The sequence below is a fragment of the Stenotrophomonas sp. SPM genome (assembly GCF_003105135.1).
Taxonomy (GTDB): domain Bacteria; phylum Pseudomonadota; class Gammaproteobacteria; order Xanthomonadales; family Xanthomonadaceae; genus Stenotrophomonas.
In genome coordinates this window covers 1-25,631 of sequence record NZ_QETL01000055.1, presented here as the reverse complement: position 1 = coordinate 25,631, position 25,631 = coordinate 1, and the positions used below count along the sequence as shown (strand labels likewise).

At 67.3% G+C, this 25,631-nt stretch carries 23 protein-coding genes and 1 riboswitch; of the genes, 14 read left to right on the top strand and 9 right to left on the bottom strand.

The window, feature by feature from the left end; translation table 11 throughout:
* Window positions 1–67: 67 nt before the first annotated feature.
* Both pilH and DCO49_RS12585 read right to left on the bottom strand, forming a co-directional pair.
* Window positions 68–439, bottom strand: coding sequence for a twitching motility response regulator PilH (gene pilH / locus DCO49_RS12590; protein ID WP_116864317.1), 372 nt, complete (start codon window positions 437–439; stop codon window positions 68–70).
* A gap of 88 nt (window positions 440–527) precedes the next feature.
* Window positions 528–1,523, bottom strand: a complete 996-nt coding sequence (locus DCO49_RS12585) for a YhdH/YhfP family quinone oxidoreductase (RefSeq protein WP_116864316.1) — start codon at window positions 1,521–1,523, stop codon at window positions 528–530.
* Between the two features lie 152 nt (window positions 1,524–1,675).
* On the opposite strand from DCO49_RS12585, the gene hflK reads away from it, so the two are divergent.
* From hflK to DCO49_RS12550, 7 genes are all read left to right on the top strand, one after another.
* Window positions 1,676–2,809, top strand: coding sequence for an FtsH protease activity modulator HflK (gene hflK / locus DCO49_RS12580; protein ID WP_116864315.1), 1,134 nt, complete (start codon window positions 1,676–1,678; stop codon window positions 2,807–2,809).
* Window positions 2,806–3,669, top strand: coding sequence for a protease modulator HflC (locus tag DCO49_RS12575; protein WP_116864314.1), 864 nt, complete (start codon window positions 2,806–2,808; stop codon window positions 3,667–3,669). Before hflK ends, DCO49_RS12575 begins: the two co-directional genes overlap by 4 nt.
* A 68-nt stretch (window positions 3,670–3,737) precedes the next feature.
* A complete protein-coding gene (locus DCO49_RS12570) occupies window positions 3,738–3,923 on the top strand; it encodes a DUF2065 family protein (RefSeq protein ID WP_116864313.1) in 186 nt (61 codons plus the stop codon).
* Between the two features lie 318 nt (window positions 3,924–4,241).
* Window positions 4,242–5,534, top strand: a complete 1,293-nt coding sequence (locus DCO49_RS12565; protein ID WP_116864312.1) for an adenylosuccinate synthase — start codon at window positions 4,242–4,244, stop codon at window positions 5,532–5,534.
* Window positions 5,535–5,688: 154 nt separating this feature from the next.
* Window positions 5,689–6,333, top strand: coding sequence for a hypothetical protein (locus DCO49_RS12560; protein ID WP_116864311.1), 645 nt, complete (start codon window positions 5,689–5,691; stop codon window positions 6,331–6,333).
* Window positions 6,334–6,370: 37 nt separating this feature from the next.
* Window positions 6,371–7,045, top strand: a complete 675-nt coding sequence (locus DCO49_RS12555; RefSeq protein ID WP_243402734.1) for a nucleotidyltransferase domain-containing protein — start codon at window positions 6,371–6,373, stop codon at window positions 7,043–7,045.
* Window positions 7,008–7,385 (top strand): hypothetical protein, encoded by a 378-nt coding sequence (locus DCO49_RS12550; RefSeq protein ID WP_243402733.1) that lies wholly within the window; start codon window positions 7,008–7,010, stop codon window positions 7,383–7,385. The genes DCO49_RS12555 and DCO49_RS12550 overlap by 38 nt, the downstream gene beginning before the upstream one ends.
* Window positions 7,386–7,446: 61 nt before the next feature.
* On the opposite strand, the gene DCO49_RS12545 is transcribed toward DCO49_RS12550, so the two are convergent.
* The 3 genes from DCO49_RS12545 to DCO49_RS12535 form a co-directional block, all read right to left on the bottom strand.
* Window positions 7,447–8,097: a M23 family metallopeptidase gene (locus DCO49_RS12545; protein ID WP_116864309.1), complete on the bottom strand. Its 651-nt coding sequence runs from the start codon at window positions 8,095–8,097 to the stop codon at window positions 7,447–7,449.
* A 4-nt stretch (window positions 8,098–8,101) separates the two neighbouring features.
* A complete protein-coding gene (locus tag DCO49_RS12540) occupies window positions 8,102–9,058 on the bottom strand; it encodes a L,D-transpeptidase (protein ID WP_116864308.1) in 957 nt (318 codons plus the stop codon).
* Between the two features lie 94 nt (window positions 9,059–9,152).
* Window positions 9,153–9,557 carry a hypothetical protein gene (locus DCO49_RS12535; protein WP_116864307.1) on the bottom strand — a complete coding sequence of 135 codons (405 nt, stop codon included), beginning with the start codon at window positions 9,555–9,557 and terminating at the stop codon, window positions 9,153–9,155.
* Between the two features lie 81 nt (window positions 9,558–9,638).
* Here DCO49_RS12535 and DCO49_RS12530 point away from each other — a divergent pair, with 81 nt between their 5' ends.
* The gene (locus tag DCO49_RS12530; RefSeq protein ID WP_116864306.1) at window positions 9,639–10,004 is read left to right on the top strand and encodes a MerR family transcriptional regulator; all 366 of its coding nucleotides are present in this window, start codon (window positions 9,639–9,641) and stop codon (window positions 10,002–10,004) included.
* 104 nt (window positions 10,005–10,108) lie between these two features.
* The gene (locus DCO49_RS12525; RefSeq protein WP_116864305.1) at window positions 10,109–12,235 is read left to right on the top strand and encodes a methyl-accepting chemotaxis protein; all 2,127 of its coding nucleotides are present in this window, start codon (window positions 10,109–10,111) and stop codon (window positions 12,233–12,235) included.
* A gap of 245 nt (window positions 12,236–12,480) precedes the next feature.
* Here the strand turns inward: DCO49_RS12525 and DCO49_RS12520 are convergent, their stop codons facing one another.
* Together DCO49_RS12520 and DCO49_RS12515 are read right to left on the bottom strand one after the other, a co-directional pair.
* A complete protein-coding gene (locus tag DCO49_RS12520; protein ID WP_116864304.1) occupies window positions 12,481–12,987 on the bottom strand; it encodes a hypothetical protein in 507 nt (168 codons plus the stop codon).
* Window positions 12,988–13,010: 23 nt separating this feature from the next.
* A complete protein-coding gene (locus DCO49_RS12515) occupies window positions 13,011–15,101 on the bottom strand; it encodes a catalase (RefSeq protein WP_116864303.1) in 2,091 nt (696 codons plus the stop codon).
* Between the two features lie 115 nt (window positions 15,102–15,216).
* Between DCO49_RS12515 and DCO49_RS12510 the strand changes: the two genes are divergently transcribed.
* From DCO49_RS12510 to DCO49_RS12500, 3 genes are all read left to right on the top strand, one after another.
* The gene (locus tag DCO49_RS12510) at window positions 15,217–15,951 is read left to right on the top strand and encodes an AraC family transcriptional regulator (protein WP_116864302.1); all 735 of its coding nucleotides are present in this window, start codon (window positions 15,217–15,219) and stop codon (window positions 15,949–15,951) included.
* 81 nt (window positions 15,952–16,032) lie between these two features.
* A complete protein-coding gene (locus DCO49_RS12505) occupies window positions 16,033–17,403 on the top strand; it encodes an amino acid permease (protein ID WP_116864301.1) in 1,371 nt (456 codons plus the stop codon).
* A 424-nt stretch (window positions 17,404–17,827) separates the two neighbouring features.
* Entirely contained in the window at window positions 17,828–18,238 is a 411-nt protein-coding gene (locus DCO49_RS12500) for a VOC family protein (RefSeq protein WP_079222771.1), read from the top strand.
* 58 nt (window positions 18,239–18,296) lie between these two features.
* Here the strand turns inward: DCO49_RS12500 and gcvP are convergent, their stop codons facing one another.
* Entirely contained in the window at window positions 18,297–21,164 is a 2,868-nt protein-coding gene (gene gcvP / locus DCO49_RS12495) for an aminomethyl-transferring glycine dehydrogenase (protein WP_116864300.1), read from the bottom strand.
* A 62-nt stretch (window positions 21,165–21,226) separates the two neighbouring features.
* Window positions 21,227–21,329: riboswitch (glycine riboswitch) on the bottom strand.
* A gap of 320 nt (window positions 21,330–21,649) precedes the next feature.
* On the opposite strand from gcvP, the gene DCO49_RS12490 reads away from it, so the two are divergent.
* Both DCO49_RS12490 and DCO49_RS12485 read left to right on the top strand, forming a co-directional pair.
* The gene (locus DCO49_RS12490) at window positions 21,650–22,876 is read left to right on the top strand and encodes a multidrug effflux MFS transporter (RefSeq protein ID WP_116864318.1); all 1,227 of its coding nucleotides are present in this window, start codon (window positions 21,650–21,652) and stop codon (window positions 22,874–22,876) included.
* 92 nt (window positions 22,877–22,968) lie between these two features.
* Window positions 22,969–23,361, top strand: coding sequence for a hypothetical protein (locus DCO49_RS12485; RefSeq protein WP_079222768.1), 393 nt, complete (start codon window positions 22,969–22,971; stop codon window positions 23,359–23,361).
* A 76-nt stretch (window positions 23,362–23,437) separates the two neighbouring features.
* On the opposite strand, the gene DCO49_RS12480 is transcribed toward DCO49_RS12485, so the two are convergent.
* The gene (locus DCO49_RS12480; protein ID WP_116864299.1) at window positions 23,438–25,402 is read right to left on the bottom strand and encodes a M2 family metallopeptidase; all 1,965 of its coding nucleotides are present in this window, start codon (window positions 25,400–25,402) and stop codon (window positions 23,438–23,440) included.
* Between the last annotated feature and the right edge of the window lie 229 nt (window positions 25,403–25,631).

Sequence of the window (25,631 nt, the reverse complement as noted above, 5' to 3'; positions counted from 1 at the left end):
AGTCGAGCCATGCTCGACTGCCGTAACCAACAGCAGTCGAGCATGGCTCGACTCTACAAAACTCGTCTCAGCCCTGGCCGGCGAACACGCGCTCCAGCACCTCGGACAGTTCGTCTTCCGAGAACGGCTTGGTGATGTAGGCCTTGGCGCCCTGGCGCATGCCCCACATGCGGTCGGTGTCCTGGTCCTTGGTGGTCACCAGGATCACCGGAATATGCCGGGTCGCCTGGTCGCGGGCGAGCGTGCGGGTGGCCTGGAAACCATTGAGGTTGGGCATCACCACGTCCATCAGCACCAGGTCGGGCAGTTCGGCCTTGGCTGTTTCCACCCCGGCCGCGCCATCGGTGGCGGTCAGGATCTGGTGCCCGAGTTTCTCGACGATGCGCTGTATCCCCAACAGCTGCGACGGTGAGTCGTCGACGATCAGAATGCGTGCCATGTTGTTCCCCGTGTCATGCCCGCAGTGTAGTGCGGGCACATTGCGGGTGGGAACACGGCCGCTGCCGTCCGTCGCCTGCCTGCGACGTTCAGTCGATCCGCACCACCGTGCGGCCCAGCGAGCCACCGGCCAGCATCCGTTCGAACACACCTGGCAGGTCCGCCAGGCCGACCTCGGCGGTGCAGATGCGGTCCAGGTGCTGAGGCTTCCACGCGCCGCCCAGTCGCGCCCACACCGCTTCGCGCAGGTCGCGCGGTGCGCTGGCCGAGGACACGCCCAGCAGCGACACGCCACGCAGGATGTACGGCATCACCGTCATCTCCAGTTTCGGGCTGGCGGCCAGGCCGGCACTGACCACGCTGCCATAGGGCACGGTCTGCGCCAGCAGGCTGGCCAGCATCGATCCACCGGCATTGTCGAGGCCGCCGCCGAAGCGCGCCGACTGCAGCGGCGCGGTATCGGCCAGTGCTTCGCGCGGCAGCACCTCGGCGGCGCCGATGTCGTGCAGGAAGGCGGCCTGCTCCGGCTTGCCGCTGATCGCATGCACGTCGTAACCGGCACGGCTGAAGATGTCCACGGCCAGCGCGCCGACCCCGCCGGTGGCGCCGGTCACCGCCAGCGGGCCGTGTCCCGGGGTCAACCGGTTGTCCTGCAGGCGCAGCAAGGCCAAGGCGGCGGTGAAGCCGGCCGTGCCCAGCACCATCGCTTCGCGCGGGCTCAGGCCGGCAGGCTGGGCGATGACCGCGCGCGATTCCAACCGCACGTACTGGCTGTAGCCGCCGTCACGGGTCTCGCTGAGCCCGCAGCCGGTGGCCAGCACCGCGTCGCCCTCGCGCCAGGCCGGATCGCTGGAGGCGACCACGGTGCCGGCCACGTCGATGCCACCGACCAGCGGGAAGCGCCGCAGGATCTTGCCCTTGCCGGTACCGGCCAGAGCGTCCTTGTAGTTGACCGAGGACCAGTGGGCGCGGATCAGCACCTGGCCAGGGCTGAGGTCGCCCACGCCCAGCTGGACCAGGCCGCTGCGGTAGCCGGCATCGTCGTTTTCGATCCGGAAGGCGGTGAACGGGGTGGTGGGGGCCATCGGCGCTGCCTGACTTCGAGGAAAACGCCACCTTACCCGGTCGTGGCCCTTTCAAACCTGCCAGTCCGCCCCATCTTGTATGATCGGTGAAGATTCACGGCTGGCGCCGCGGGAAGGGCCCGCGCCGCAGCCCACATATTGATGGAGCGTGCATGGCCTGGAATACACCCGGCGGCAACAAGGGCGGACAAGGCCCCGAGGACAATCGACGCGGGCCGTTCGGGTCGCGTGGCGGTGGCAATGGTGGTGGCTGGGGCGGTCTGCCCGGGCCGCTGAAGGACCTGTTCGATGGCGGCATCCTGCGTTGGGTGGCGGCGGCGGTGGTGTTGCTGGTGCTGTTCTCCAGCTTCCAGCTGATTGGCGAACAGCAACGAGGCGTCGTGCTGCGCTTCGGCCAGTTCTCGCGGATCCTGACCCCGGGCCCGAACTTCAAGCTGCCGTGGCCGATTGAATCGGTCACCAAGGTCAATGCCACCGAGATCAAGACCTTCTCGATCCAGGTGCCGGTGCTGACCCGCGACGAGAACATCGTCAACGTCTCGCTCAACGTGCAGTACCGCATCGATGATCCGCAGCAGTACCTGTTCGGTACCGTCGATGCCGACCAGGTGCTGGAACAGTCCGCGCAGAGCGCGGTGCGCGAGGAAGTCGGTCGCGCCGACCTCAATTCGGTGCTGAACAACCGTGGCCCGCTGGCCGTTGCCGCCGAGGAGCGTCTGCAGACGCTGCTGGGTGCCTTCAAGACCGGCCTGACCGTGACCGGCCTGACCCTGCAGGACGCCCGTCCGCCGGAGGAGGTCAAGCCGGCCTTCGACGAGGTCAACGGTGCCCAGCAGGTCAAGGAACGTCTGATCAACGAAGCCCAGGCCTACGCCGCCAAGGTCGTGCCGGAAGCCCGAGGCCAGGCCTCGCGTGCCCGTACCACCGCCGAAGGCTACAAGCAGGCCGTGGTGTCCAAGGCCGAGGGTGACGCACAGCGCTTCAGCCTGCTGCAGGCCCAGTACAAGGACGCCCCGGAAGTGACCCGCAAGCGCCTGTGGCTGGAAACCGTCCAGCAGGTGCTGAGCGAGAACCGCAAGGTGATCGGTGGTGATGGTCGCCAGCTGATCTACGTGCCGATGACCGGCGACACCCGTCCGGGCGCCTCGGCCCCGGCCCCGGTGCCGAATCCGGATGTGGTGATGCCGTCGCTGCCGGGTACCGCAACCGAAGTTTCCCGTGATCCGGGCCGGCCGGTGGCCCGCCCGACCGGGCGTCCGAGCGGCCGTGAGGAGGGCAGCCGATGAGAAGTTCTATCTGGATTGCCGTCGTCGTGGCGGCCCTGCTGGCCCTGCTGGGTTCGGTTTACGTGGTCCGTGAGGACCAGACCGCCATGGTCCTGAACCTGGGCAAGGTGGTGCGTTCGGACATCAAGCCGGGCCTGCACTTCAAGGTGCCGGTGGTGGAAACCGTGCGCGTGTTCGACCGCCGCTTCCAGGTGCTGGACACGGCACCGGCGCGTTACTTCACCGCCGAGCAGAAGGACGTCAGCGTCGACTTCTTCGCCGTGGGTTACATCTCCAACGTGGGCGACTACTTCCGTGCCACCGGTGGTGACCCGCGCGTGGCCAATGCCCGCCTGCAGCCGATCATCACCGATTCGCTGCGCAACCAGATCAACTCGCGCACCCTGCAGCAGCTGGTGTCCGGCGACCGCAGCGAGCTGATCGCCGCGCAGCTGAAGGACATCAACGAAGCGGTGTCTGGGCTGGGCATGCAGATGATCGACCTGCGCATCAAGCAGGTCGACCTGCCCACCGACAGCCAGGTGATCAACGACGTGTACGAGCGCATGCGCGCACAGCGCAAGCAGGAAGCCGCCAAGCTGCGCGCCGAGGGCGAGGAGCAGTCGCTGACCATCCGTGCCCAGGCAGACCGTGACAGCACCGTGCTGATCGCCGAAGCCGAGCGCGATGCCCAGCGCCTGCGCGGTGAAGGCGATGCCGATGCGGCCCGCATCTACGGCAAGGCCGGCTCCGCCGACCCGTCGTTCTATGCGTTCTACCGCAGCCTGGAGGCCTACCGTGGCTCCATGACCGACGGCAACGGCGTGATCGTCCTGGACAAGAACGACCCGTTCCTGCAGTACCTCAAGAACGACCGCTGAGTCGTTCGGCAAGATCCCACGGGGCCCGGCAAGATGCCGGGCCCCGTGTTTTTTCCGGAGTGCCCTGCATGAAAGATCTGTTCGCGGCCATCTGCCTGGTGGCCGTGCTGGAAGGCCTGCTGCTGTTTGTCGCCCCGCTGGCCTGGAAGCGCATGGCGGAGCGCCTGCTGGACCTGCCCAGCCCGGCCCTGCGCAGCTTCGGCGGCCTGGTGCTGCTGGCCGGCCTGAGCCTGCTGTGGTGGGCTCGGCACTGAACCCCGCCCTGTAGCGTCCGAGCCCATGCTCGGGCGGCGCCGCGCAGCGGCGGGAAGGCAGCCGAGCATGGGCTCGGCTCTACATGAGACGCCGGCCTGACCGGCCGGTGAAGCCGTCCGTCGGAAAGGTGGCACCGGACCCCGGAAACCCGGATAATGCACAAAAGCCGGACGGGCCTCCCCGTTCGGCTTTTTCCGTGTCTGGGCCTTCCATCGCCGGCCGCTCCCCGTTTGGAGCCGCCATCCAGGTGCTGGCCAGCCCCGCCACGGTTTACCCGTCCGCGGCCCCGATGGCCGCAACAAATCGAGGAGCCCGTCATGGGTCAGTCTGTCGTAGTGTTGGGTGCCCAGTGGGGCGATGAAGGCAAGGGCAAGATCGTCGATCTGCTCACCGAGGAAATCGGCGCCGTGGTGCGCTTCCAGGGCGGCCACAATGCCGGCCACACCCTGGTCATCAATGGCAAGAAGACCGTCCTGCACCTGATCCCGTCGGGCATCCTGCGTGATGACGCGCTGTGCCTGATCGGCAACGGCGTGGTCATCTCGCCGGCCGCGCTGCAGAAGGAAATCGCCGAGCTGGAAACCTCCGGCGTCGAAGTGCGTTCGCGCCTGAAGATCTCCCCGGCCGCGCCGCTGATCATGCCGTACCACATCGCCCTGGACCAGGCGCGCGAACGCGCTGCCGGCGGCAAGGCGATCGGCACCACCGGTCGCGGCATCGGCCCGGCCTACGAAGACAAGGTGGCGCGTCGCGGTATCCGCATCGCCGACCTGCATTACCCCAAGCAGCTGGAAGAGCTGCTGCGCACCGCGCTGGACTACCACAACTTCGTGCTGACCAAGTATCTGAACACCGATGCGGTCGATTTCCAGAAGACCTTCGACGAAGCACTGGCCTTCGGCGAATACGTGCAGCCGATGAAGTCCGACGTGGCCGGCATCCTGCACGACCTGCGCAAGCAGGGTAAGCGCGTGCTGTTCGAAGGCGCGCAGGGCGCCCTGCTCGACATCGACCACGGCACCTACCCGTATGTCACCAGCTCCAACACCACCGTCGGTGGCGCGCTGGCCGGTTCCGGCGTCGGCGCCGATTCGATCGACTACGTGCTGGGCATCGCCAAGGCCTACGCGACCCGCGTCGGCGGCGGCCCGTTCCCGACCGAGCTGGACGATGAAATCGGCCAGGGCATCCGCGACCGCGGCGCCGAATACGGTGCTTCCACCGGTCGCCCGCGCCGCTGCGGCTGGATGGACATCGTCGCGCTGAAGCGCGCCGTGGCCATCAACGGCATCAGCGGCCTGTGCATCACCAAGCTGGACGTGCTGGACGGCATGGAAAAGCTGAAGGTCTGCATCGCCTACGAATACAACGGCAAGCGCACCGAGTACGCGCCGCTGGACGCGCAGGGCTGGGAAGACTGCACCCCGGTGTACCTGGAGTTCCCGGGCTGGAGCGAGAACACCCACGGCATCACGAACTGGGACGAGCTGCCGCCGGCCGCACGCGCCTACCTGCGTTCGCTGGAAGAGCTGGCCGGTTGCCCGATCAGCATCGTGTCCACCGGCCCGGACCGCGACCACACCATGGTCCTGCAGGATCCGTTCGCCTGAGGTAGCGCCGGGCCAAGCCCGGAAGCGCACTGGTAGCGCCGGGCCATGCCCGGCGTAGGTGACAGGAAAAGCCCCGCGCAAGCGGGGCTTTTTCGTTTTCGGTACTGTGGCGGCACAGCCGGCAGGGACGCGCAGCGATGACGGAGACTTCGGCATGAAGGGCGAGACGGTCGCACGGGTAACCCTGTGGCTGCTGTGGACCCTGTGGACGCTGGCCTGCATCGTGCTGGTGCTGGGCGCGCTCGCCAATTACCTGGCCTCGCGCACGCAGAGCCTGCCGCTAATGCTGCAGCCGGGTGCGACGGCCGAAATCACGGTCTACCGCTTCATCAACGACCCGCTGCGATTGCGCCTGCGTTATGTGGATGAGGGCGCCGATCCTGCGATCGATCCGGAAGTGCGGCTGCGCGCGGATACGCCGACTGACCGTACCGAGTTCCGCGCGAAGACACGCTCGGGCGCACCCGAACTGGAAACCACCCGCGCACTGGAATCGGTCGAGCGGGACCGGTTCGCCGCCTCGTACTTCGGCTATGGCCGCGGTGATGCACTGCCGCGCGGCCGTTCCTCGCTGCGGCTGACCGTGCTGGAGGTCGATCCGGCGCTGGCCGGCCGTGCGGCCTCGGTGGACCTGCTGCCGCCGATGGACGTGCTGAAGCTGACCGACCTGGACTACCTGTGGCTGTGGCCGTTCTTCTTCTGGCAGCCGGTGGCGCTGCTGCTGCTGATCGCGGGTGGCGGACTGGCGACGGCCAGCATCGCCCTGCGGGGGTGGCAACGCCGTCGCCGGGCACGCTAGCGCCGGGCCATCCCCGGCGGGGCAGGCCACTTGCAAAATGCCCAATATGGGTACGATAATGCCCAATATGGGTATTCGAGCTGCCAATGTGTCTTCCACCGGCCCCATCGGGCTGGCCGACGCGCTGTTCACCCAGACCCAGCAGCGGGTGCTGGCCCTGCTGTTCGGGCAGGATCGTCGTGACTTCAGTATTTCCGAGCTGATCAGCGGCAGCGGTGTCGGCTCTGGTGCCGTGCAACGCGAAGTGGCCAAGCTGGTCGCAAGCGGCCTGGTCGAGCAACGCAGGGTCGGCAACCAGAAGCGCTATCGCGCGTTTGCCGGCTCTCCCATCCATGCCGAACTGGTGGCGCTGGTGCACAAGACCATCGGCCTGGCGCAGCCGCTGCGCGAGGCGCTGCAACCGCTGCAGGATCAGATTGCACTGGCCTTCGTCTTCGGTTCGGTGGCCAAGCGCACCGACAGCGCGCACAGCGACATCGATCTGCTGCTGGTCTCCGATACGCTGGGCTATGCTGAGTTGATGGCCGTGCTCGATCCCTTGGAGGATCGCCTCGGACGGCCGGTGAACCCAACGCTGTACACGCATGACGAATTGAACGAGCGCCTGCGCAAAGGTAATGCCTTTCTGCAGCGTGTCCTGGAACAACCCAAGATCTGGGTGATTGGAGGAATGGATGACCTCGCCGTTGCAGAATCTGGTCGGGGCGGGTAAACCGCTTACCGCCGAACCGCCCGATCCGCACGAGATCGAAGGGCTGCAGCGCTCGGGCCTTGCGCGGCTGCGTGACGCACGCAATGCCACGCTGTCGTTGGAAAGCCGCTTCGACCTTGCCTACAACGCCGCGCACGCCCTGAGCCTGGCCGCGCTTCGTGCGCAGGGGTTGCGGCCCAGCAATCGGTACATCGTGTTCCAGTCGCTCAAGCACACGCTGGGCGTGGGTCCGGAAGTATGGCGCGTGCTCGACAAGTGCTCGACAAGTGCCACCAGCAGCGCAACATCGCCGAGTACGAGGGCCAACTCGATGTCAGCGGCCGCCTGGTGGAGGACCTGATCAAGGCCTGTGATGCGGTGCGTGTTGCCTCAGGCCTCTGAGCGAAACGGGTGCCGACGCGTCAGCGCCCCGCCTGCAGCAACGGAAACGGGTTGATCGATTCGCCCTTCCACCACTGCTTTTCCGGCCCCAGCACATGCACCTCGAAATGCAGGTGCGGGGCATCGGCGCTGGCATTGCCGGTGCTGCCGACATAGCCGATCACCTCACCACGCTTGATGACCTGCTTTTCGGCCAGGCCATCGGCATAGCGCTGCAGGTGGGCGTAGTAGTAGCACCAGCGGCCGCTGGGCTCGAACTGGTAGATCGTCAGCCCGCCGCGCTCGCTGTCGAACAGTTTTTCCACCGTGCCATCGGCCACCGCCAGCACCGGCGTGCCGGCGTCGGCCATGATGTCGATGGCATCGTGCACGCGGCCCTCGCTGCGTGCATCGGTGAAGGTGTCGCGCAGCTGCGAGGCCTGGATGCCCTGCACCGGCAGCAGCAGGCCGGTTGGCGCATCGCTGGCGCTGGACGGGGGCACGGTCGTGGGAACCGGGGCGTCCGCGTGCGGCGTTGAAGCCGCAGCCGGCGGCGCCGCGGCCACCGCGGCCACCGCAGGTTGAGCTGCGGGCCGGGCAACCGCCACCGGCTCACCCGCATCGCGGCGCAGCCACCAGCCGGCACCCAGCCCGAGCAGCACGCCCAGTACGATCAGCTGCGAAAGACGCATCGCCTCACTCCTGCATCACGACGGGTACCGAGGTATCCACCGCATCGGCCACGCGCAGCGCATCCCAGTTGGTCATGCGCACGCAGCCATGTGATTCGGTCTTGCCCACATGGCCGGGTTCGGGCGTGCCGTGCAGGCCGTAATGCGGCTTGGACAGGTCGATCCAGACCCGGCCCACGGGATTGTTCGGGCCCGGCGGCAGCGTGGCCTTCTTCTCACCCTTGCGCGCATCCCAGAACAGCTTCGGGTTGTAGTGGAACGTCGGGTCGCGCGACACCCCAAGGATCTTCCATTCACCGATCGGCAGCGGATCGTGCTGGCTGCCCGACGACACCGGCACCTGCGCGATGACCTTGCCCGCTGCATCAAGCAGCTGCAGGGTGGAATCGGATTTGTCGACCACCACCTTGGCCGCCTTCGGCAGTGGTGTCGGGGCGATGTTCGGCACCTGGATGCGGCTGCCAGCCTTGCCTAGGTCAACGCCGGGGTTGAGCGCCTTCAGCAGTTCGGGCGAGGCGTGGAAGCGCTCGCCCAAGGCTTCCTCTACGCTGCCGTAGCCCAGTGCCTTCAGCTTTGCCTGGGCGGCGGGGCCCTTCGGCACCGGCTGGAACGGACCGGCCACGTCCTCGGCAGTCAGCGTGTAGCTGGCAAGCGGCGCATTGGCATCGGCCTGCAGTGCCTTCCAGGTGGCATCGTCCAGTTCACCGGTGACGGTCAACCCGTGTGCGGCCTGGAAGCCGGACACCGCGCGGCGCTGGTTGCTGCCCACTTCGCCATCGATCTGGCCGGGCGAGAAATTGGCGCGGTCCAGCAGGACCTGCGCGTGCAATGGCGAGCGTGCGGCGATGTCCGGTCCCGCGCGTTCGGCGATGGGCGCGGGCAGGTTGGCCGGCGGGGCCTGCGCGAATGCAGGGGAAACCAGCAGCGACAGCGCAAGCACGGCAACGCGGGGTGAAACCATGGGAAGCTCCTGCAGAACGAGCCCCCACCATGCCTGCACCCTGCGACCAGCCCGCGTGAAAACACCAGCGTGTTGCTGAGCGGCAGATGAGCGCTCAACGCGTGGGGTGATCCTCGATGCGCCAGCTCTGCAGCACGCCGAAGCCGATCTCGGCCACGGTGAACAGCAGCAGGATCGCACTGGCACCGTGCAGCACCGCATACACCTGCCACAGCGCGAAAAGCCAGCGCGCGGCGGCATCGAGCCGGCCCAGCAGCGCGCTGGAGGCAAGCACGCGGGCCAGCGACCACATCACCACCACCGAGCCGAGCAGGTTGGCCAGCAGCATGTGCAGCGGGTCCAGCGCGGGCACCTGGCCGGGCAGCTGCCAGGCCTGGGCCAGCGCAGCCATGGCCGCATGCAGCGGTGCGAAGGTCCAAGGCAGGGCGAAGGGCAGGGTGACCACCAGGTCGTAGAACGCACTGGCGCGGACGATGCGGAGGTAGCGGGAGGTGAGCATGGACGCCTTCAACAGGGGGAAAGAGGGCGTACTGTCAGGGTTGAAGTAAACTTCAAGGTCAAGCACTTTCTGGACCCGCCCATGCAGATTGGAGAGCTGGCCCAGGCCTGCGGCCTCTCGCGCGAGGCGTTGCGTTTCTACGAGAAGCAGGGCCTGATCGGCGCGCGGCGCCTGGCCAATGGCTACCGCGATTACCCCGATGAAACGGCGATGCTGGTGCACTACATCCGCACCGCCCAGCAGCTTGGCTTCACCCTGGCCGAGATCGGCCAGCGCCTGCCCCGGCTGTGGGAGCAGGCCGATGCCGGCCCGTTGCTGGCGGCCGCGCTCCAGGAAAAGCTCGCCGACATCGATGCCCGCATCGCCGCGCTCAGCGCCCTGCGCCAGGATCTGGCCACGCGCCTGGCCAGCGCCTGCCCACTGCAGCCGCACGAGGTCGCTGGCTGAACGAAGAATGTGAACCGCCACCGAAGCGTTCATGCTTGAACGGTCAAGGCCAGCGAGCGGTGCGCCGATAAGGGCGCATCCCCTCCACGTTTGGATTTCCCCCCATGAACTACTTGAGGAATGTCAGGGTCGCCTGGCGTCTTGGCCTTGGCTTTGGCCTTCTGCTGCTGCTGGTGGCTGCCGTGGTCACCACCGGCGCCACCGCCACTGCCGTGCAGAAGCGCGCGATGCAGCAGGTGGTCGAGGTCAGCGTGGCCAAGGTGCGGCTGCTGTCGGAAATGCTTGACGCCAACAACCAGATGATGGTCGTGCGCCGCGAGATGCTGATCCGCCAGGGTGACGCGCGCGAGGCCGACGAGCAGCGCATCGCCGACCTGGTCAAGCGCTACGAAACCAGCTGGGCCGCCTACCAGGCACTGCCCGGCGATGCCGATGGCAAGGCGATGGGCGAGGCCATCGCGGCCATGCGTGCGGTTGCGCGCCCGCTCAACAAGCAGACCAGTGAACTGATGGCGCAGGGCGATTTTCCCGGCGCCATCGCGCTGACCCTGGGCCCGGTGCAGGAGGCGGCCAACGGCTGGAACAAGGCGCTGGCCGATGGCGTGGCCTTCGAAGAGAAGGAAAGCCGCGAGGCGGCCGCCGAAGCGATCCGCCTCGGCGAGCGCAGCCTGCTGCAGCTGCTGGTGCTGGGCGGCGTAGCGCTGCTGGTCGGCATCGCCGCCTCGGTGATGATCGGCCGCAGCCTGACCGGCCCGCTGGCGCGTGCAGTGCAGCTGGCACAGCGGCTCACCAAGGGCGAACTGGACCAGTCCTTCCACCTGGGTGGTAGCGATGAACTGACCCAGCTGGGCGAGGCCATGGGCAGCGTGCGGCAGAGCGTGCAGGCCGCCATCTGCGCGCAGCTGCGGATGGCCGAGCAGCACGAGGCCGGTGCCATCGGCTACCGCATGGATGCCAGCGCCTTCCCCGGCGATTTCGGCCGCATGGTGCAGGCCACCAACAGCCTGGTGGAATCGCACGTGCAGGTGGAACTGCTGATGGCCGAAGTCATGCAGCGCTACGCGATCGGCGATCTCAGCCGCGACCTGCCGCAGTATCCGGGCGAGAAGGGCGCGTTCACCCGCACCCTGGCCGCGGTCAAGCAGAGCCTGATGGCGATCAGCGCCCAGATCGACACGCTGGCCCGGGCCGCCGGCGCGGGTGATTTCAGCGTGCGCGGCGATGCCGAGGCGTTCCAGTTCCAGTACCGCGCGATGATCGAACACCTCAACGCGATGATGGCCAGCTCGCAGGCCAGCATTGCCGATGTCTCCGACGTGCTGCGCGCGATCTCGCACGGCAACCTGACCGCACGCATGGACGGTGACTACGAGGGCGTCTTCGCCCGCATGCGCGACGATGCCAACACCACCACCGCGCAGCTGACCGGCATCGTCCGTGGCATCCAGGTGGCGGCCGACAGCATCAACAACGCCGCGCAGGAACTGGCCGCCGGCAACAGCGACCTCTCGCGCCGTACCGAACAGCAGGCCGCCAACCTGGAAGAAGCGGCCGCATCGATGGAAGAGCTGACCTCCACCGTGCGCCAGAACGCGGACCTGGCCCGCCAGGCCGACAGCGAAGCACATGCGGCCGGTGCGGCCGTGCGCGAAACCGAGCAGGCCATGGCGCAGATGGCAACGGTCATGGGCGAGATCGACCAGTCGTCGGCGCGCATTTCGGAGATCTCCACGGTGATCGATGGCATCGCGTTCCAGACCAACATCCTGGCGCTGAACGCCGCCGTCGAAGCGGCACGTGCCGGCGAGCAGGGCCGTGGTTTTGCCGTGGTCGCCAGTGAAGTGCGCACCTTGGCGCAGCGCGCCGGTGTGGCCGCAAAGGAGATCAAGGAGCTGATCGAGGATGCCGCCGCCAAGGTGCAGAGCGGGCTGGCCGTGACCGTGCAGTCCGAGGCGGCGATCGCCCGCCTGGCCCACGCCAGCTCGCGCACCAACCAGCTGATGAGCGACATCGCTGCGGCCAGCAAGGAACAGGCGGCGGGCATCGAGCAGGTCAACCAGGTGGTGGTGCAGATGGACCAGGTGACCCAGCAGAACGCGGCTCTGGTGGAAGAGGCGACCGCGGCCAGCCGCGCGCTGGAAGAGCAGGCCAACGCGCTGAGTACGTCGGTGTCGGTGTTCCAGATCGAGCAGGACGGCGCACCCCGCGCCGCGGTGGCGCGCGCGGCCTGAGCGCTGCGCCGGTAGAGTCGAGCTTGCTCGACTGCTTGTGGCAGAAGCAGCCGAGCAAGCTCGACTCTACCGCGCGGCCCCCTTTTCGCGGCGCGCCTGCTGGGCGGCAGCAGCGCGGTCCTGTTCTTCTTGTGGGCGCAGCAGCGTGCGCGGACCGCCCTGCGTGCTCCCTGCCAATGCAGGCGGTGACGCCCAGATCCCCGCACCTGACGCTGCAGGTGCGGGCGGGGTTGCCTCGGTGATGATCAATCTTTGGAGCGCGTTCGCGCAGCCTTTTTCGCTGCCGTCTTGCGTGCCGCTGTCTTCCGTGCCCGGGTTGCCGCCGCCTTCTTGGCGGCGGCGCTGCGGCTTGAGGCGGTTGCCTTGGTCGCCGGGGCCTTCTTCGCCGCGGTTTTCTTTGCCGCCGGCGAGGCGGGAGCCCTTTTTGCGGAAGCCTTTTTTGCGGTTGACTTCTTGGCAGGTGACTTTTTGGTAGCCGATTTCGTTGCAGCAGACTTTTTCGTGCCCGACTTCTTTGTAGCCGCCTTCTTCGTAGCCGTCTTTTTGGCAGCGGCTTTCTTCGCTGGCGCCTTCTTGGCCACCTTGCGCGCGCTGCCGCTGCGCTTGCCACCGCCATCCTGCTTGTTGACGGTGGCCCAGGCGATGCGTTCGGCGGTGCTTTCACTGGTGCCACGCTCGCGTTCGCTTTCTTCGATGTGCTCGGCCTGGCGCCTCTGCTTCTCGGTGTAGGCGGATTTGTCACCGCGGGGCATGTCGCTTCTCCTGTGAGGGACGGTCAGGCCAGCAGGCGCAGCTTTGGTTCGCGCGCCCACTGGCGGGTGGCCGCCGCAGCGAGGAAGGCCTGGGCGTCTTCCGCTTCGACGGTGCCGGCGTCGTTGCCCACGCGCGCTGCCTTCAGCAGCGCCTGGCCGCCGGCATCGCTGGCGATGGCTTTCAGGTGCGCCCACGCATGGCTGACGAACTCGACGGCGGCGGCTTCCTTGGTCAGCCCCTTGGCGCCCTCTGCACTGAGCACCACGGCCACGGCGTCGAACACGGCCGAGGGTGTGCCGGCCAGCTGGCCATCGGCGGCTTGGCGCTTACCGTCGCTGAGCGTGGCACCGCCCACTTTCGGCGCCACCAGCTTCACCTCGGCACCGGCTTTCTGCGCGGCCTTGCGCAGGCCGGCGATCAGCCCCGCATCGGAGCCCTCGTCGAACAGGATGCCGATGCAGCGCCCCTGCAGCGTGTCTTTCGTACGGCCGATGATGCGCACCTCGGGAACGGCTGGCATGTCCTGGGCGGGCGTTGCGGTCGGCGCAGCGTCGGGCAGGTCGCCCAAAGCCAGTCCGTCGGCCACGCGCTTGGCCAGCGATTCGTCGATGTTGCGCAGGTGGCTGACGGTACGCACGCGCACCTTCAGCGTTTCCACTTTCGAGAGCTCGAACACCAGCGCCGAGGCGAGGTGCGCCTGCTCCGGCTTTTCCAGACTGCGGAAGAACGCACGCGCCTGGCTGTAGTGGTCGGCGAAGCTCGCCGCACGCGTGCGTCCCTTGCGTCCGTCGTCGGCAGTTGCATGGCTGCGGAAGCCGGCCAAGGTTTCGCGCGGGCTGTCGTCTTCCAGCGAGCTCGGATCGTAGGCCACGCGCCCCTTCGGCACCTGCATCTGCATGTGGCCATCGCGCTGGTGGTTGGCGAACGGGCACTTCGGCGCATTCACCGGAATCTGGTGGAAGTTGGGCCCGCCCAGGCGGATCAGCTGCGTGTCCAGGTACGAGAACAGTCGGCCCTGCAGCAGCGGGTCGTTGCTGAAGTCGATGCCGGGCGGCACGTTGGCGGGGCAGAACGCGACCTGCTCGGTTTCGGCAAAGAAATTGTCCGGCCAGCGGTCCAGCACCATCCGCCCGATCACCGTCAGCGGCACCAACGACTCGGGGATGATCTTGGTCGGGTCGAGGTGATCGAACGGGAACGCGTCGGCCTCTTCTTCGGTGAACAGCTGCACGGCCAGTTCCCATTCGGGGAAATCGCCGCGCTGGATCGCCTCGAACAGGTCGCGCCGATGGAAATCGTTGTCGGCCGCCTGCAGTTTCAGCGCTTCGTCCCACACGGTGGACTGGATGCCCAGCTTCGGTCGCCAGTGGAACTTGACGAAGGTGGACTCGCCGGCCTCGTTCAACAGGCGGAAGCTGTGCACGCCGAAGCCTTCGATCATGCGCAGCGAACGTGGAATGCCACGGTCGCTCATCGCCCACATGATCATGTGCATCGATTCGGGCATCAGCGAAATGAAATCCCAGAACGTGTCATGCGCGCTGGCCGCCTGCGGGAACGCGCGGTCCGGCTCCATCTTCACCGCATGCACGAGGTCAGGGAACTTCATCGCATCCTGGATGAAGAACACCGGGATGTTGTTGCCGACCAGGTCCCAGTTGCCTTCCGGCGTGTAGAACTTGACCGCGAAGCCACGCACGTCGCGCGGGGTGTCGACCGAACCGGCGCCACCGGCCACGGTGGAAAAGCGGGTGAACACCGGCGTCTTCGTGCCGACCTCGGTCAGCACGCGCGCGCGGGTGTACTTCGCCAGCGAACGGGTCAGTTCGAAGTAGCCATGGGCGGCGCTGCCGCGCGCATGCACGATGCGTTCGGGAATGCGCTCATGGTCGAAGTGGGTGATCTTCTCGCGGAGGATGAAATCCTCCAGCAGGGTAGGACCGCGCGGGCCCTCGCGCAGCGAATTCTGGTTGTCGGCTACCGGGATGCCCTGGTTGGTGGTCAGCGCCGGGTGGCTGCCGCCGGCAAGCTGGTGCAGTTCGTCACCCTCGCCGCGGTGCTGGTCAATGCTGGGGGAAGGTGCGCGCTTGCTGGTGGGCTTGCTGGCGGCCATCGGGATGTCTCCGCAGTTGCAGGGGGAAAGCAGTGACAATCCTTTGTCGCCTGTTAACGCCTGGTTGGGTCGGGGTGAACGTACAGGCAAAACCGGGCTCGGGTATGCTTGCCACATGCGAGTCGAACCCACCGACATCGAAGCCCTGTTCGACGCCATCCCGGACGTGCTGTTCTTCATGAAGGACCGCCAGGGCCGCTACACCCACGTCAACCAGACCATGCTGCGGCGGCTGGGCCTGCGTGCGCGCAAGGATGTCATCGGCCGTACCGCTGCCGAGATCTACCCGACCGGCCTGAGCGCGGACTACGTGGACCAGGACGCGCGCGTGCTGTCCGGCGAGGTGATCGAGAACCTGATGGAGCTGCACCTGTTCGCCAACCGCGAACCGGGCTGGTGCCTGACCTGCAAGCGGCCGCTGCTGGTGGATGGCAGCATCCAGGGGCTGATCGGCATCTCCCGCGACCTGGGCCAGAAGGACAGCCTGGGCAGCCAGTACGAGCAGCTGCGCCTGGCCTTGGCCCACCTCAATGCGCACTACGCCGAAAACGTGCGCATGCAGACCCTGCTGGACATCACCGGGTTCTCGCTGTCCAAACTGGAGCGCAGCTTCCGCAAGGTGTTCCAGATGACCCCGCAGCAGGTGCTGACCCGGCTGCGCATCCAGATGGCCATGCACCTGCTGCACGGCGACGACAGCATCGCCTGCATCGGCCAGGCCTGCGGTTTCAGCGACCAGAGCGCGTTCACCCGCAAGTTCAAGGCTGAAACCGGTTTCTCGCCGCGGGCCTATCGGGCGCGTATCGGAGAGAATGTCGGTGGCGCTGTCGGCGAAGCCATGCTGCCCTGAGCGGTCTGCTGCACTGTGCCTATCCCCGTGGGTGGGGGACAATGTAAGGTGACGCCCCTGTAGCCGCCGCCAGTCCCGCCGATGCCCGCCAGCCCCGTTACGCCTGCCTCGTCTTCCCGCCTCGGCCATTCGCTGAAGCCGCGCCAGCTGATCATGATGGGCCTGGGCAGCGCGATCGGCGCCGGCCTGTTCCTCGGTTCCGGCGTGGGCGTGCAGGCGGCCGGTCCGGCCGTACTGGTGTCCTATCTCGTCGCTGGCGCGCTGGTGATCATCGTGATGAACGCCCTGGGCGAAATGGCAGCGGCCAAGCCCACCAGCGGCGCGTTCTCGGTGTACGCGGCCGACGCCATGGGCGCCACGGCCGGTGCCACCGTGGGCTGGCTGTGGTGGGTGCAACTGGTCATCGTCATCGCCGCCGAGGCGGTGGGTGCGGCCGGCCTGCTGGCCACGGTCTGGCCGGTGATACCGGTGCCGATGGCGGCGCTGGCCTTCATGCTGTTCTTCACCGCGATCAACCTGCTCGGGGTGAAGAATTTCGGCGAGTTCGAATTCTGGTTCGCCATCTTCAAGGTGGCCGCCATCCTGGCCTTCATCGCCATCGGCATCGCCCTGCTGATGGGCTGGCTGCCGCAGGTGGCCTCGCCGGGGCTGAGCAACTTCACCCAGCACGGCGGCTTCGCGCCCAAGGGTCTGGCCGGCATCGGCGCGGCCCTGCTGGTGGTGGTATTCGCCTTCGGCGGCACCGAGATCGTGGCGGTGGCCGCGGCCGAGACCGAAGACCCCGAGCGCAGCATCGCCCGTGCCATCCGCACCGTGGCCTGGCGCATCCTGGTGTTCTACATCGGCTCGCTCAGCGTGATCATCGCGGTGGTGCCGTGGACCAGTGAATCGCTGAAGTCGCCGTTTGCCGCCGTGCTCGCGGTCGCCAACATTCCGGGCGCGGCCACGGCCATCACCGTGATCGCGGTGATCGCACTGCTGTCGGCGCTCAATGCCAACCTCTACGGCGCCTCGCGCATGATCTATTCGCTGGCGCAGCGCCGTGAGGCACCGGCCGTGCTGGGCTGGACCGACCCGCGCCAGGTGCCGGTCATTGCCGTGCTGGCCAGCGTACTGTTCGGGTTCGCCGCCACCATCATGGAGCTGCTGTTCCCGGACAAGGTGCTGCCGGTGCTGCTGAACATCGTTGGTTCCACCTGCCTGCTGGTGTGGACGCTGTCGCTGGTCTCGCAGCTGGTGCTGCGCCGCCGGGCCGACCGCCTGGGCACCCGCCTGCCGTTCCGCATGGCCGGCTTCCCGTGGCTGACGGTGTGCGCGCTGGGCATCCTGGCGCTGATCTTCGGCCTGCTGCTGAGCGAAGCGCATACGCGCCTGCAGTTCCTGTCGATGGTGGCGCTGACCGCCGTCATCGCCGCCGGCAGCGCCATCGCCCGGCGCATGCGCGAAGCCTGATCCTGTAGCGCTGACCCGATGGTCGGATGCCGTTGCTTTGCCTTTGTAGAGCCGACCCGATGGTCGGCTGCCGTTGCTTTGCCTTTGTAGAGCCGACCCTATGGTCGGCTGCTGTTGCTTTGCCTCTGTAGAGCCGAGCATGGGCTCGGCTCTACAGAGGCTGCGGCCGCCAGCCGAGCATGGGCTCGGCTCTACAGAGGCTGCGGCCGCCAGCCGAGCATGGGCTCGGCTCTACAGAGGCTGCGGCCGTCAGCCGAGCATGGGCTCGGCTCTACAGAGGCTGCGGCCACCAGCCGAGCATGGGCTCGGCTCTACAGAGGCTGCGGCCGCCAGCCGAGCATGGCTCGGCTCTACAGAAGGCATACATCCGCCGTGCCATCCTGATCGCGTGGACCGTCACCGGCCTGTCGAACAGGAGTACCGCATGCTGCGCAGTCGCCCGTTCCTGATGTTCACCGGCCAGGCCGAGGCCGCCATGGCCCTGTACGCCGACGCCTTCGCCGATTTCCGCCTGCTGGCCCTGCAGCACCACCCTGAAGGTGCCGGCGCCGGCGTGCCCGGGCAGGTGCGCCAGGCCATCTTCCTGCTGGGGGGCACGCACTACCTGTGCTTCGACAGCCTGGACGTGCACGACTTCACCTTCAGTCCGTCGATCTCGCTGTTCGTCGAATGCGCCGGCAGCGAGCAGTTCGAGCGCGCGGCACGCGTGCTGGGCGAGGGCGGGCACTGGCTGATGCCGGTGGGTGACTACGATTTCAGCAACCGCTACGGCTGGGTGCAGGACCGCTACGGCGTGTCGTGGCAGTTGAGCCTGGGGCAGATGCCGGACCCGTGAGGCACAACGAAAACGGCCCGCTTGCGCGGGCCGTTCCGTTTACCGGTGCGTCGAGCGCTTACGCCTCGACTTCGTCGTCCTTGTAGGCATCGACCGGGATGCAGGCGCACATCACGTTCTTGTCGCCGTACACGTTGTCGACGCGGGCCACCGGCGGCCAGTACTTCTGCAGCTTCAGGCTGGGCAGCGGGAAGGCGGCCAGCTCACGCGGGTAGGCGTGGGTCCACTCGCTGGCGGTCACTGCCGTCGCGGTGTGCGGGGCGTTCTTCAGCGGGTTGTCCTCGCGGTCCAGGCGGCCGTCTTCGATCGCGCGGATTTCCTCGCGGATCTGGATCATCGCGTCGATGAAGCGGTCCAGCTCGTGCAGCGATTCGCTCTCGGTCGGCTCGACCATCAGCGTGCCGGCCACCGGGAAGCTCAGGGTCGGGGCATGGAAGCCGAAGTCGATCAGGCGCTTGGCCACGTCTTCGGCGCCGATGCCGCTGGTCTTCTCCAGCGGACGCACGTCGAGGATGCACTCGTGCGCCACCAGGCCGTTGCGGCCGGTGTACAGGGTCTTGAAGTGCGGGGCCAGGCGCCTGGCGATGTAGTTGGCGTTGAGCTGGGCCACCTGGGTGGCCTTGCGCAGGCCTTCGCTGCCCATCATGGCGATGTACATCCAGCTGATCGGCAGGATCGAGGCGCTGCCGAAGCTGGCCGCGCTGACCATGCCGACCGGGCCGTTGTCACCCAGCTTGCCCGGCAGGAACGGGGCCAGGTGTTCCTTAACCGCGCACGGGCCGACGCCCGGGCCGCCGCCGCCGTGCGGGATGCAGAAGGTCTTGTGCAGGTTCAGATGGGAAACGTCCGAACCCCACTTGCCCGGCTTGGCCACGCCGACCAGGGCGTTCATGTTGGCGCCGTCGGTGTACACCTGGCCGCCGTGCTGGTGGATGATCTCGCAGATCTCGACCACTTCCTCCTCGAACACGCCGTGCGTGGACGGGTAGGTGATCATGATCGCGGCCAGGCGGTCGCTGTACTTCTCGGCGTTGACGCGGATGTCTTCGACATCGACGTTGCCGTTGGCATCGGTCTTGGTCACCACGACCTTCATGCCACACATCTGTGCCGAGGCCGGGTTGGTGCCGTGCGCCGAATCCGGAATCAGGCAGATGTCACGGTGGTCCTCACCGCGCGAGCGGTGGTAGGCGCGGATCGCCAGCAGGCCGGCGTACTCACCCTGCGCACCGGAGTTCGGCTGCAGGCTGACCGCGTCGTAGCCGGTGCACTCGACCAGCATCGCCTCCAGCGTCTCGATCAGTTCCTTGTAGCCCAGTGCCTGGTCGGCCGGCACCAGCGGATGGATCTGCGAGAACTCCGGCCAGGTCACCGGGATCATCTCGGCGGTCGCGTTGAGCTTCATGGTGCACGAGCCCAGCGGGATCATCGTGCGGTCCATCGCCAGGTCCTTGTCGGCCAGCGAACGCAGATAGCGCAGCAGCTCGTGCTCGCTGTGGTGGGTGTTGAACACCGGATGGGTCAGGAACGCGGACTGGCGCAGCAGGGCAGCCGGCAGTTCGTCGGCGGTGCTGGCATCCAGTGCATCCACATCGGCCTGCGCACCGAACACGGCGGCCAGGGCGACGATGTCGGCGCGGGTCGCGGTCTCGTCCAGGCTGATGCCGACCGAGTCGCTGTCGATCGCGCGCAGGTTGTAACCGGCGGCGCGGGCCTTGGCGTGGATCTCATCGGCATGCACGCCGGTGATGTGCAGGGTGTCGAAGAAGTCGCCACCGACCTGCACGCCGGCGCTGCGCAGCGACGCGGCCAGGATCGAGGCCAGGCGGTGGGTGCGACGGGCAATGCGGGCCAGGCCTTCCGGGCCGTGGTAGACGGCGTACATCGAGGCCATCACCGCCAGCAGCACCTGCGCGGTGCAGATGTTGGAGGTCGCCTTCTCGCGGCGGATGTGCTGCTCGCGGGTCTGCAGGGTCAGGCGGTAGGCCGGCTTGCCTTCGGCATCGATGGAGACACCGATCAGGCGGCCCGGCATCGAGCGCTTGTAGGCATCACGGCAGGCCATGAACGCGGCGTGCGGGCCGCCGAAACCGAACGGCACGCCGAAACGCTGGCTGTTGCCGACCACGATGTCCGCGCCCCATTCGCCGGGGGCGGCCAGCAGGGTCAGGGCCAGCAGGTCGGTGGCCACGGCCACCAGGCCGCCGCGTGCATGCACGGCATCGACCAGCGCCTTGTAGTCGCCGACCTGGCCGAAGGTGTCCGGGTACTGCAGCAGCAGGCCGAAGGCCTCCGCCTCCAGTGCTTCGGCCGGGGTGCCCACGCGCAGCACGATGCCCATCGGCTCGGCACGCGTGCGCAGCAGTTCCAGCGTCTGCGGGTGCACGGCGTCGTGCACGAAGAAGGTGTCCGACTTCGACTTGGCCGAACGCTTGGCCAGGGTCATCGCTTCGGCGGCGGCGGTGGCTTCGTCCAGCAGCGAGGCGTTGGCGATCTCCATGCCGGTCAGGTCGGCGCACAGGGTCTGGAAGTTGATCAGTGCTTCCATGCGGCCCTGCGAGATTTCCGCCTGGTACGGGGTGTAGGCGGTGTACCAGGCCGGGTTTTCCAGGATGTTGCGCAGGATCACGTTCGGCGTGTGGGTGCCGTAGTAGCCCTGGCCGATGAAGCTGCGCAGCACGGTGTTCTTGTCGGCAATGGCACGGATCTTCGCCAGCGCCTGCACTTCGGTCATCGATTCCGGGAGTGCCAGCGGTGCCGGCGACTTGATCCTGGCCGGCACGATGGCATCGGTCATCGCATCCAGCGTGGCGTGGCCGACGACGTCGAGCATCTGCGCGATCTCGGCATCGTTGGGGCCGATGTGCCGCTCGACGAACGCGGAATGATGCTCGAGCTCACGCAGGGAAGGGGTGTTCTGGGACATGGCGAAGGATCCGTCAGGAAAGGGCGCACGCACGTGCACAAGCCGCCGGCTGGCGGTCTGCGGGGCGCCCCTCTGTCCTTTTGCCTGAGAGTTTGGAAGCGCGGCTGGCCGCAGCTTCGTGCCCCTTCGGCGCCGGATCGAACCGGTCTCTCCAGAGTTCTGTTACGGGTGGTATCGGGCCTGAGCGATTACGGGCGTTGCGCCTTCGGCAGCGGTGTTCCGCTTCTCCCACCATGTTGCCCGCCCATTATACGGGTTGCCATAGCCGGTTGCTGCGGCTGAACACGGGCCCGGGTCGGGGGTAGGGTGCCTGCCGGCCTGAATGGCCGATGGCCCGGCCATGCGTTTTGTGCAGCGGTCGATGGCATCGGCCGCAATCCGGGCCTATCATGGCCGGACTCTCGTATTCATCTGGCGCCGTCCCTTCTGCAGGGGATCGGCGCCCGCCGTGCGTGCCGCGCATGGCCCAGCCGGACGCTTTGCCGATGACCCCCGCTGTTGCCCCTTCCACCCGACGCATGGCCCTGCTGCTTGCAGGCCTGGCCATGTTCGGCCCGTTCTCGATCGACACCATCTTCCCGGCCTTCCCGCAGCTGGCCCAGCGCCTGGCGGTCGACGAAGTGGCCGTGCAGCAGACCATCAGCGTCTACCTGCTGTTCTATGCGCTGATGAGCCTGGCGCACGGGCCGTTGTCCGATGCCTGGGGCCGCAAGCGGGTGATCCTTGGCGGCCTGGTGGTGTTCATCGGCGCCTCGGTCGGCTGCGCGCTGTCCACCGACCTGGGCACGCTGCTGGTGTTCCGCGCGCTGCAGGGCCTGTCGGCCGGCGTCGGCATGATCGTCGGCCGCGCGGTCATCCGCGATCTCTACCACGGCCACGATGCGCAGCGGCTGATGAGCCAGGTGTCGATGCTGTTCGGCATCGCCCCGGCCATCGCGCCGATCATCGGTGGCTGGATCCTGCTCAGTGGCGCCGGCTGGCCGCTGATCTTCTGGTTCCTGGTGGTGTTCTCGCTGCTGCTGCTGGTCTGCACCGCCCGTTTCATGCCGGAAACCCACCCGGTGGCGGCACGCGTGCCGCTGTCCCCGCGTGGCCTGCTGCGTGACTACGTGCGCATCGGTTTCAACCCGCGTTTCCTGCGCCTGGCCCTGGCCGGCAGCATCAACTTCGGCGGCATCTTCCTGTACATCGCCTCGGCGCCGGTGTTCGTGATGCAGCACCTGCACCTGGGCGAAGGTGGCTTCGCCTGGTTGTTCATTCCCACCATCGGCGGCATGACCACCGGTTCGTTCCTGTCCGGGCGCATGGCCGGGCGCACCACGCCCACCCGCCAGATCGGCATCGGCTTCACCCTGTGCGCGCTGTCGGTGCTGCTCAACGTGGGCTACGTGAGCCTGGCGCCGCAGTTCGTGCTGCCGTGGGCGGTGCTGCCGATCTTCCTCGGCGGCATGGGCATGGCGCTGATCTTCCCGATCCTGGCGCTGGCCGTGCTCGACATGTACCCGCACCAGCGCGGCCTGGCGTCCTCGCTGCAGGCGTTCATCCAGCTGATGATCAGCACCGTGGTGGCCGGCCTGGTGTCGCCGCTGCTGAGCGGCAGCCCGCTGCACCTGGCCCTGGGCCAGGCGGCCTTCTTTGCCGGCGGCTTCGTATTCTGGTACTGGGAGCACCGCCGCGAGCGCGCAGTGCAGGCAGTGGCCACGGGCCATTGAGCAGCGCGGGCCAGTGATCGATGCGCCGTGAAACGGCGTCGCTGCCGGGGTGCGTTATCCTTGCGCCCCCTCGCAGCAATATCGCCCCCCCCATGTCCACCACCTCCAAGACCCGCCGCGACCAGCGCCGCCGCCAGGAAGAAAAGGCTGCCAACAAGGCTGCCGCGCAGGCCTCGCCGGTAGAACCGCATGCCGAATTGCGCGATGCGCAGCGCACGCTGCTGGCCGGCGTAGTGCGCCGCGATGGCGAATGGGTGCTGGGCATGGATGGCCGCATCGCCGGCCACAGCGAGAGTGCCGCGCAGGTGCTGGCGCTGATCATGCAGGCCGGTGAACTGCACGAGCGCAAGGGCACGCCGGTGCGCCTGGTGTATTCGGATGCGCTGCGCGATGCCGCGCAGGCCGAGGCCAAGGAGAAGGGCCAGACCTTCGAGGAATACAAGGCCGAGCTGGCCGCGGCGATGGCGGCGAAGAAGAACAACTGACCTGCATCTGCGGTAGTGCCCGCCAGCGGCCGGCACTGCCAGAAAGGGGCGGATCCTTGCGGACCCGCCCCTTCTTTCATTTTGCCGCCGGTGCCGCGTTGGCCTGCCAGCCGCACATCTGGCCCTGGTTCTGCTGCTTCAGCCAGTCGTTGACCGGGCTGAAGTACTCGATCATCGGGCCGGCATCGAGCTTGTCACTGCCGGTCAGCTCCTTCAGCGTAGCTTGCCACGGCTGGCTGGCGCCCTTGCTCAGCATCGCCCAGTACTTCTGCCCGGCTTCCTTGTTGCCGTAGAAGGTGCACTCATGCAGCGGGCCCTTGAAGCCGGCCGCATCGCACAGGCCCTTGTAGAACTGGAACTGCAGGATGCGCGCCAGGAAGTAGCGGGTGTACGGGGTGTTGCCCGGCACGTGGTACTTCGCACCCGGATCGAAGAACTCCTCGCCACGGGTGCTGGCCGGCGCCACGCCCTGGTACTTCGCCTTCAGGTCCCACCACGCCTTGTTGTAGTTGTCCGGAGTGATCGAACCATCGAACACGCCCCAGCGCCAGCGGTCGATCATCAGGCCGAACGGCAGGAACGACACGCCCGACAGCGCCATGCGCATCTGGTTGTTGATGACCGCCTCGCGGCTCTCGGTCGGCGCGTCCACCAGGCCGATCGAGCTCAGGTACTTGGGCGTCATCGCCAGCACGATGGTGTCGCCGATCGCTTCGTGGAAGCCATCGTTGGCACCGCCCTGGAACAGCGGCGGCAGCGGGTTGTAGGCCAGGTCGTAATACAGGTGGCCCAGCTCGTGGTAGATGGTGGTGAAGTTCTCTTCGTTCGGCTTGATGCACATCTTGGTGCGCACGTCGCCTTCCATGTTCATGTCCCAGGCACTGGCGTGGCAGACCACGTCGCGGTCATCGGGCTTGATGAACTGGGTGCGTTCCCAGTACGACTGCGGCAGCGAGGGCATGCCCAGCGACACGTAGAAGTCCTGCGCGCGTTCGGTCATCTGCTTGGCGGTGCGCAGTTCGGCCTCGCGCTGCGCCTTGTACTGCGCAGCGACGTTGGCATCCTTGCCGGCCTTGGCCAGCGCCGCGCTCAGGTTGGCCTGGTACTGCTTCTCCAGCGCCGCGGTGATGTCCAGGCTGCCGGCACCCGGGTACGGTTCCAGCTGGTCCCACAGGTTGGACCAGTCCTGCTGCCACATGTTGCCCATCAGGTGCGCGGCGATCAGGCCGTTGCCCACTTCGGCCTTGTCCTTGCCGTAGGTTTTGTCCAGCTTGCCGCGCGCGTAGCAGTGCAGCTGCTCGTACATCGGCTTGACCTGTTCCCACAAGCGGTCGGTTTCCGGCCCGATCTGCTCCGGCGGCATGTCGTAGCCGCTGCGCCACATCTGCCCGGCATCGGTGAAGCCCATGCCCTTGGCGCCTTCGTTGACCAGGCTGACGAACTGCTGGTAGTCGCCGCGCATGCTCTTGGTGGTGCTGTGCCAGCCCTGCCAGGCATCGAGCTGCTTGTCGTAGTCGCGGCTGCGCGCCAGCACCTGCTCCAGCTCGCCAAGCTGGCGGCAGGAGTTGGGATCGTTGGCATCGGTGCAGTACTTGCCTGCGCCGTAGCTGCCTTCCATGCGGGTGGCGATCTGGGTCAGCTGGGCCAGCTTGGCCGGATCACGCGGCGCCGGCATCGAGGACATCAGCTTGAGCAGGTGGATGGCGCGCTTGCTGTCCTCGCTCATCGGCTGGCCTTCGAACTTGCCGGCCTGTTCGATCCAGCTGTTGAGCTGGGTCAGCGAGCGCTCGTTGGCCTTGGCGGCGATGCGTTCGGAATCGCTGTTGATGTAGGTGGAGGACAGCCACTGTGCCGAGGTCATCTCCGGGTAGGCGGCCTTGAATTCGGCGTTGATGCGGGCGACGAACTGGTCGGCGGTCTCGCCGGCGGGCGCGCTGGCGGTGGCGGCCTCGGTGCCGGGCGAAGGTTCCTTCTTGCAGGCGACCAGGGCCAGCGTGGCGGCGGCGATAGCCGAGGCCAGCAGGAGATGGCGGTGAGTCACGGGCGGTCCTTGGGTGGTGAACGACGGCCGAAGGCTAGTGGGCGCGCGTGCTGACCGCAAGTGGGGAAGGTTGGCAGGGCTGCGCCCTGCACCCGCCGAAGCAACGTTAACGTCAAAAGCGGGCCACCCGTGAGTTGGCGGGGCGGTGTCGGATTGCGGGGACGCCGCAAGTACGTCCTTGTAGGCTTGGCAGCCGCATCCATGCGGCTGACACCCCGCAATCCGACAC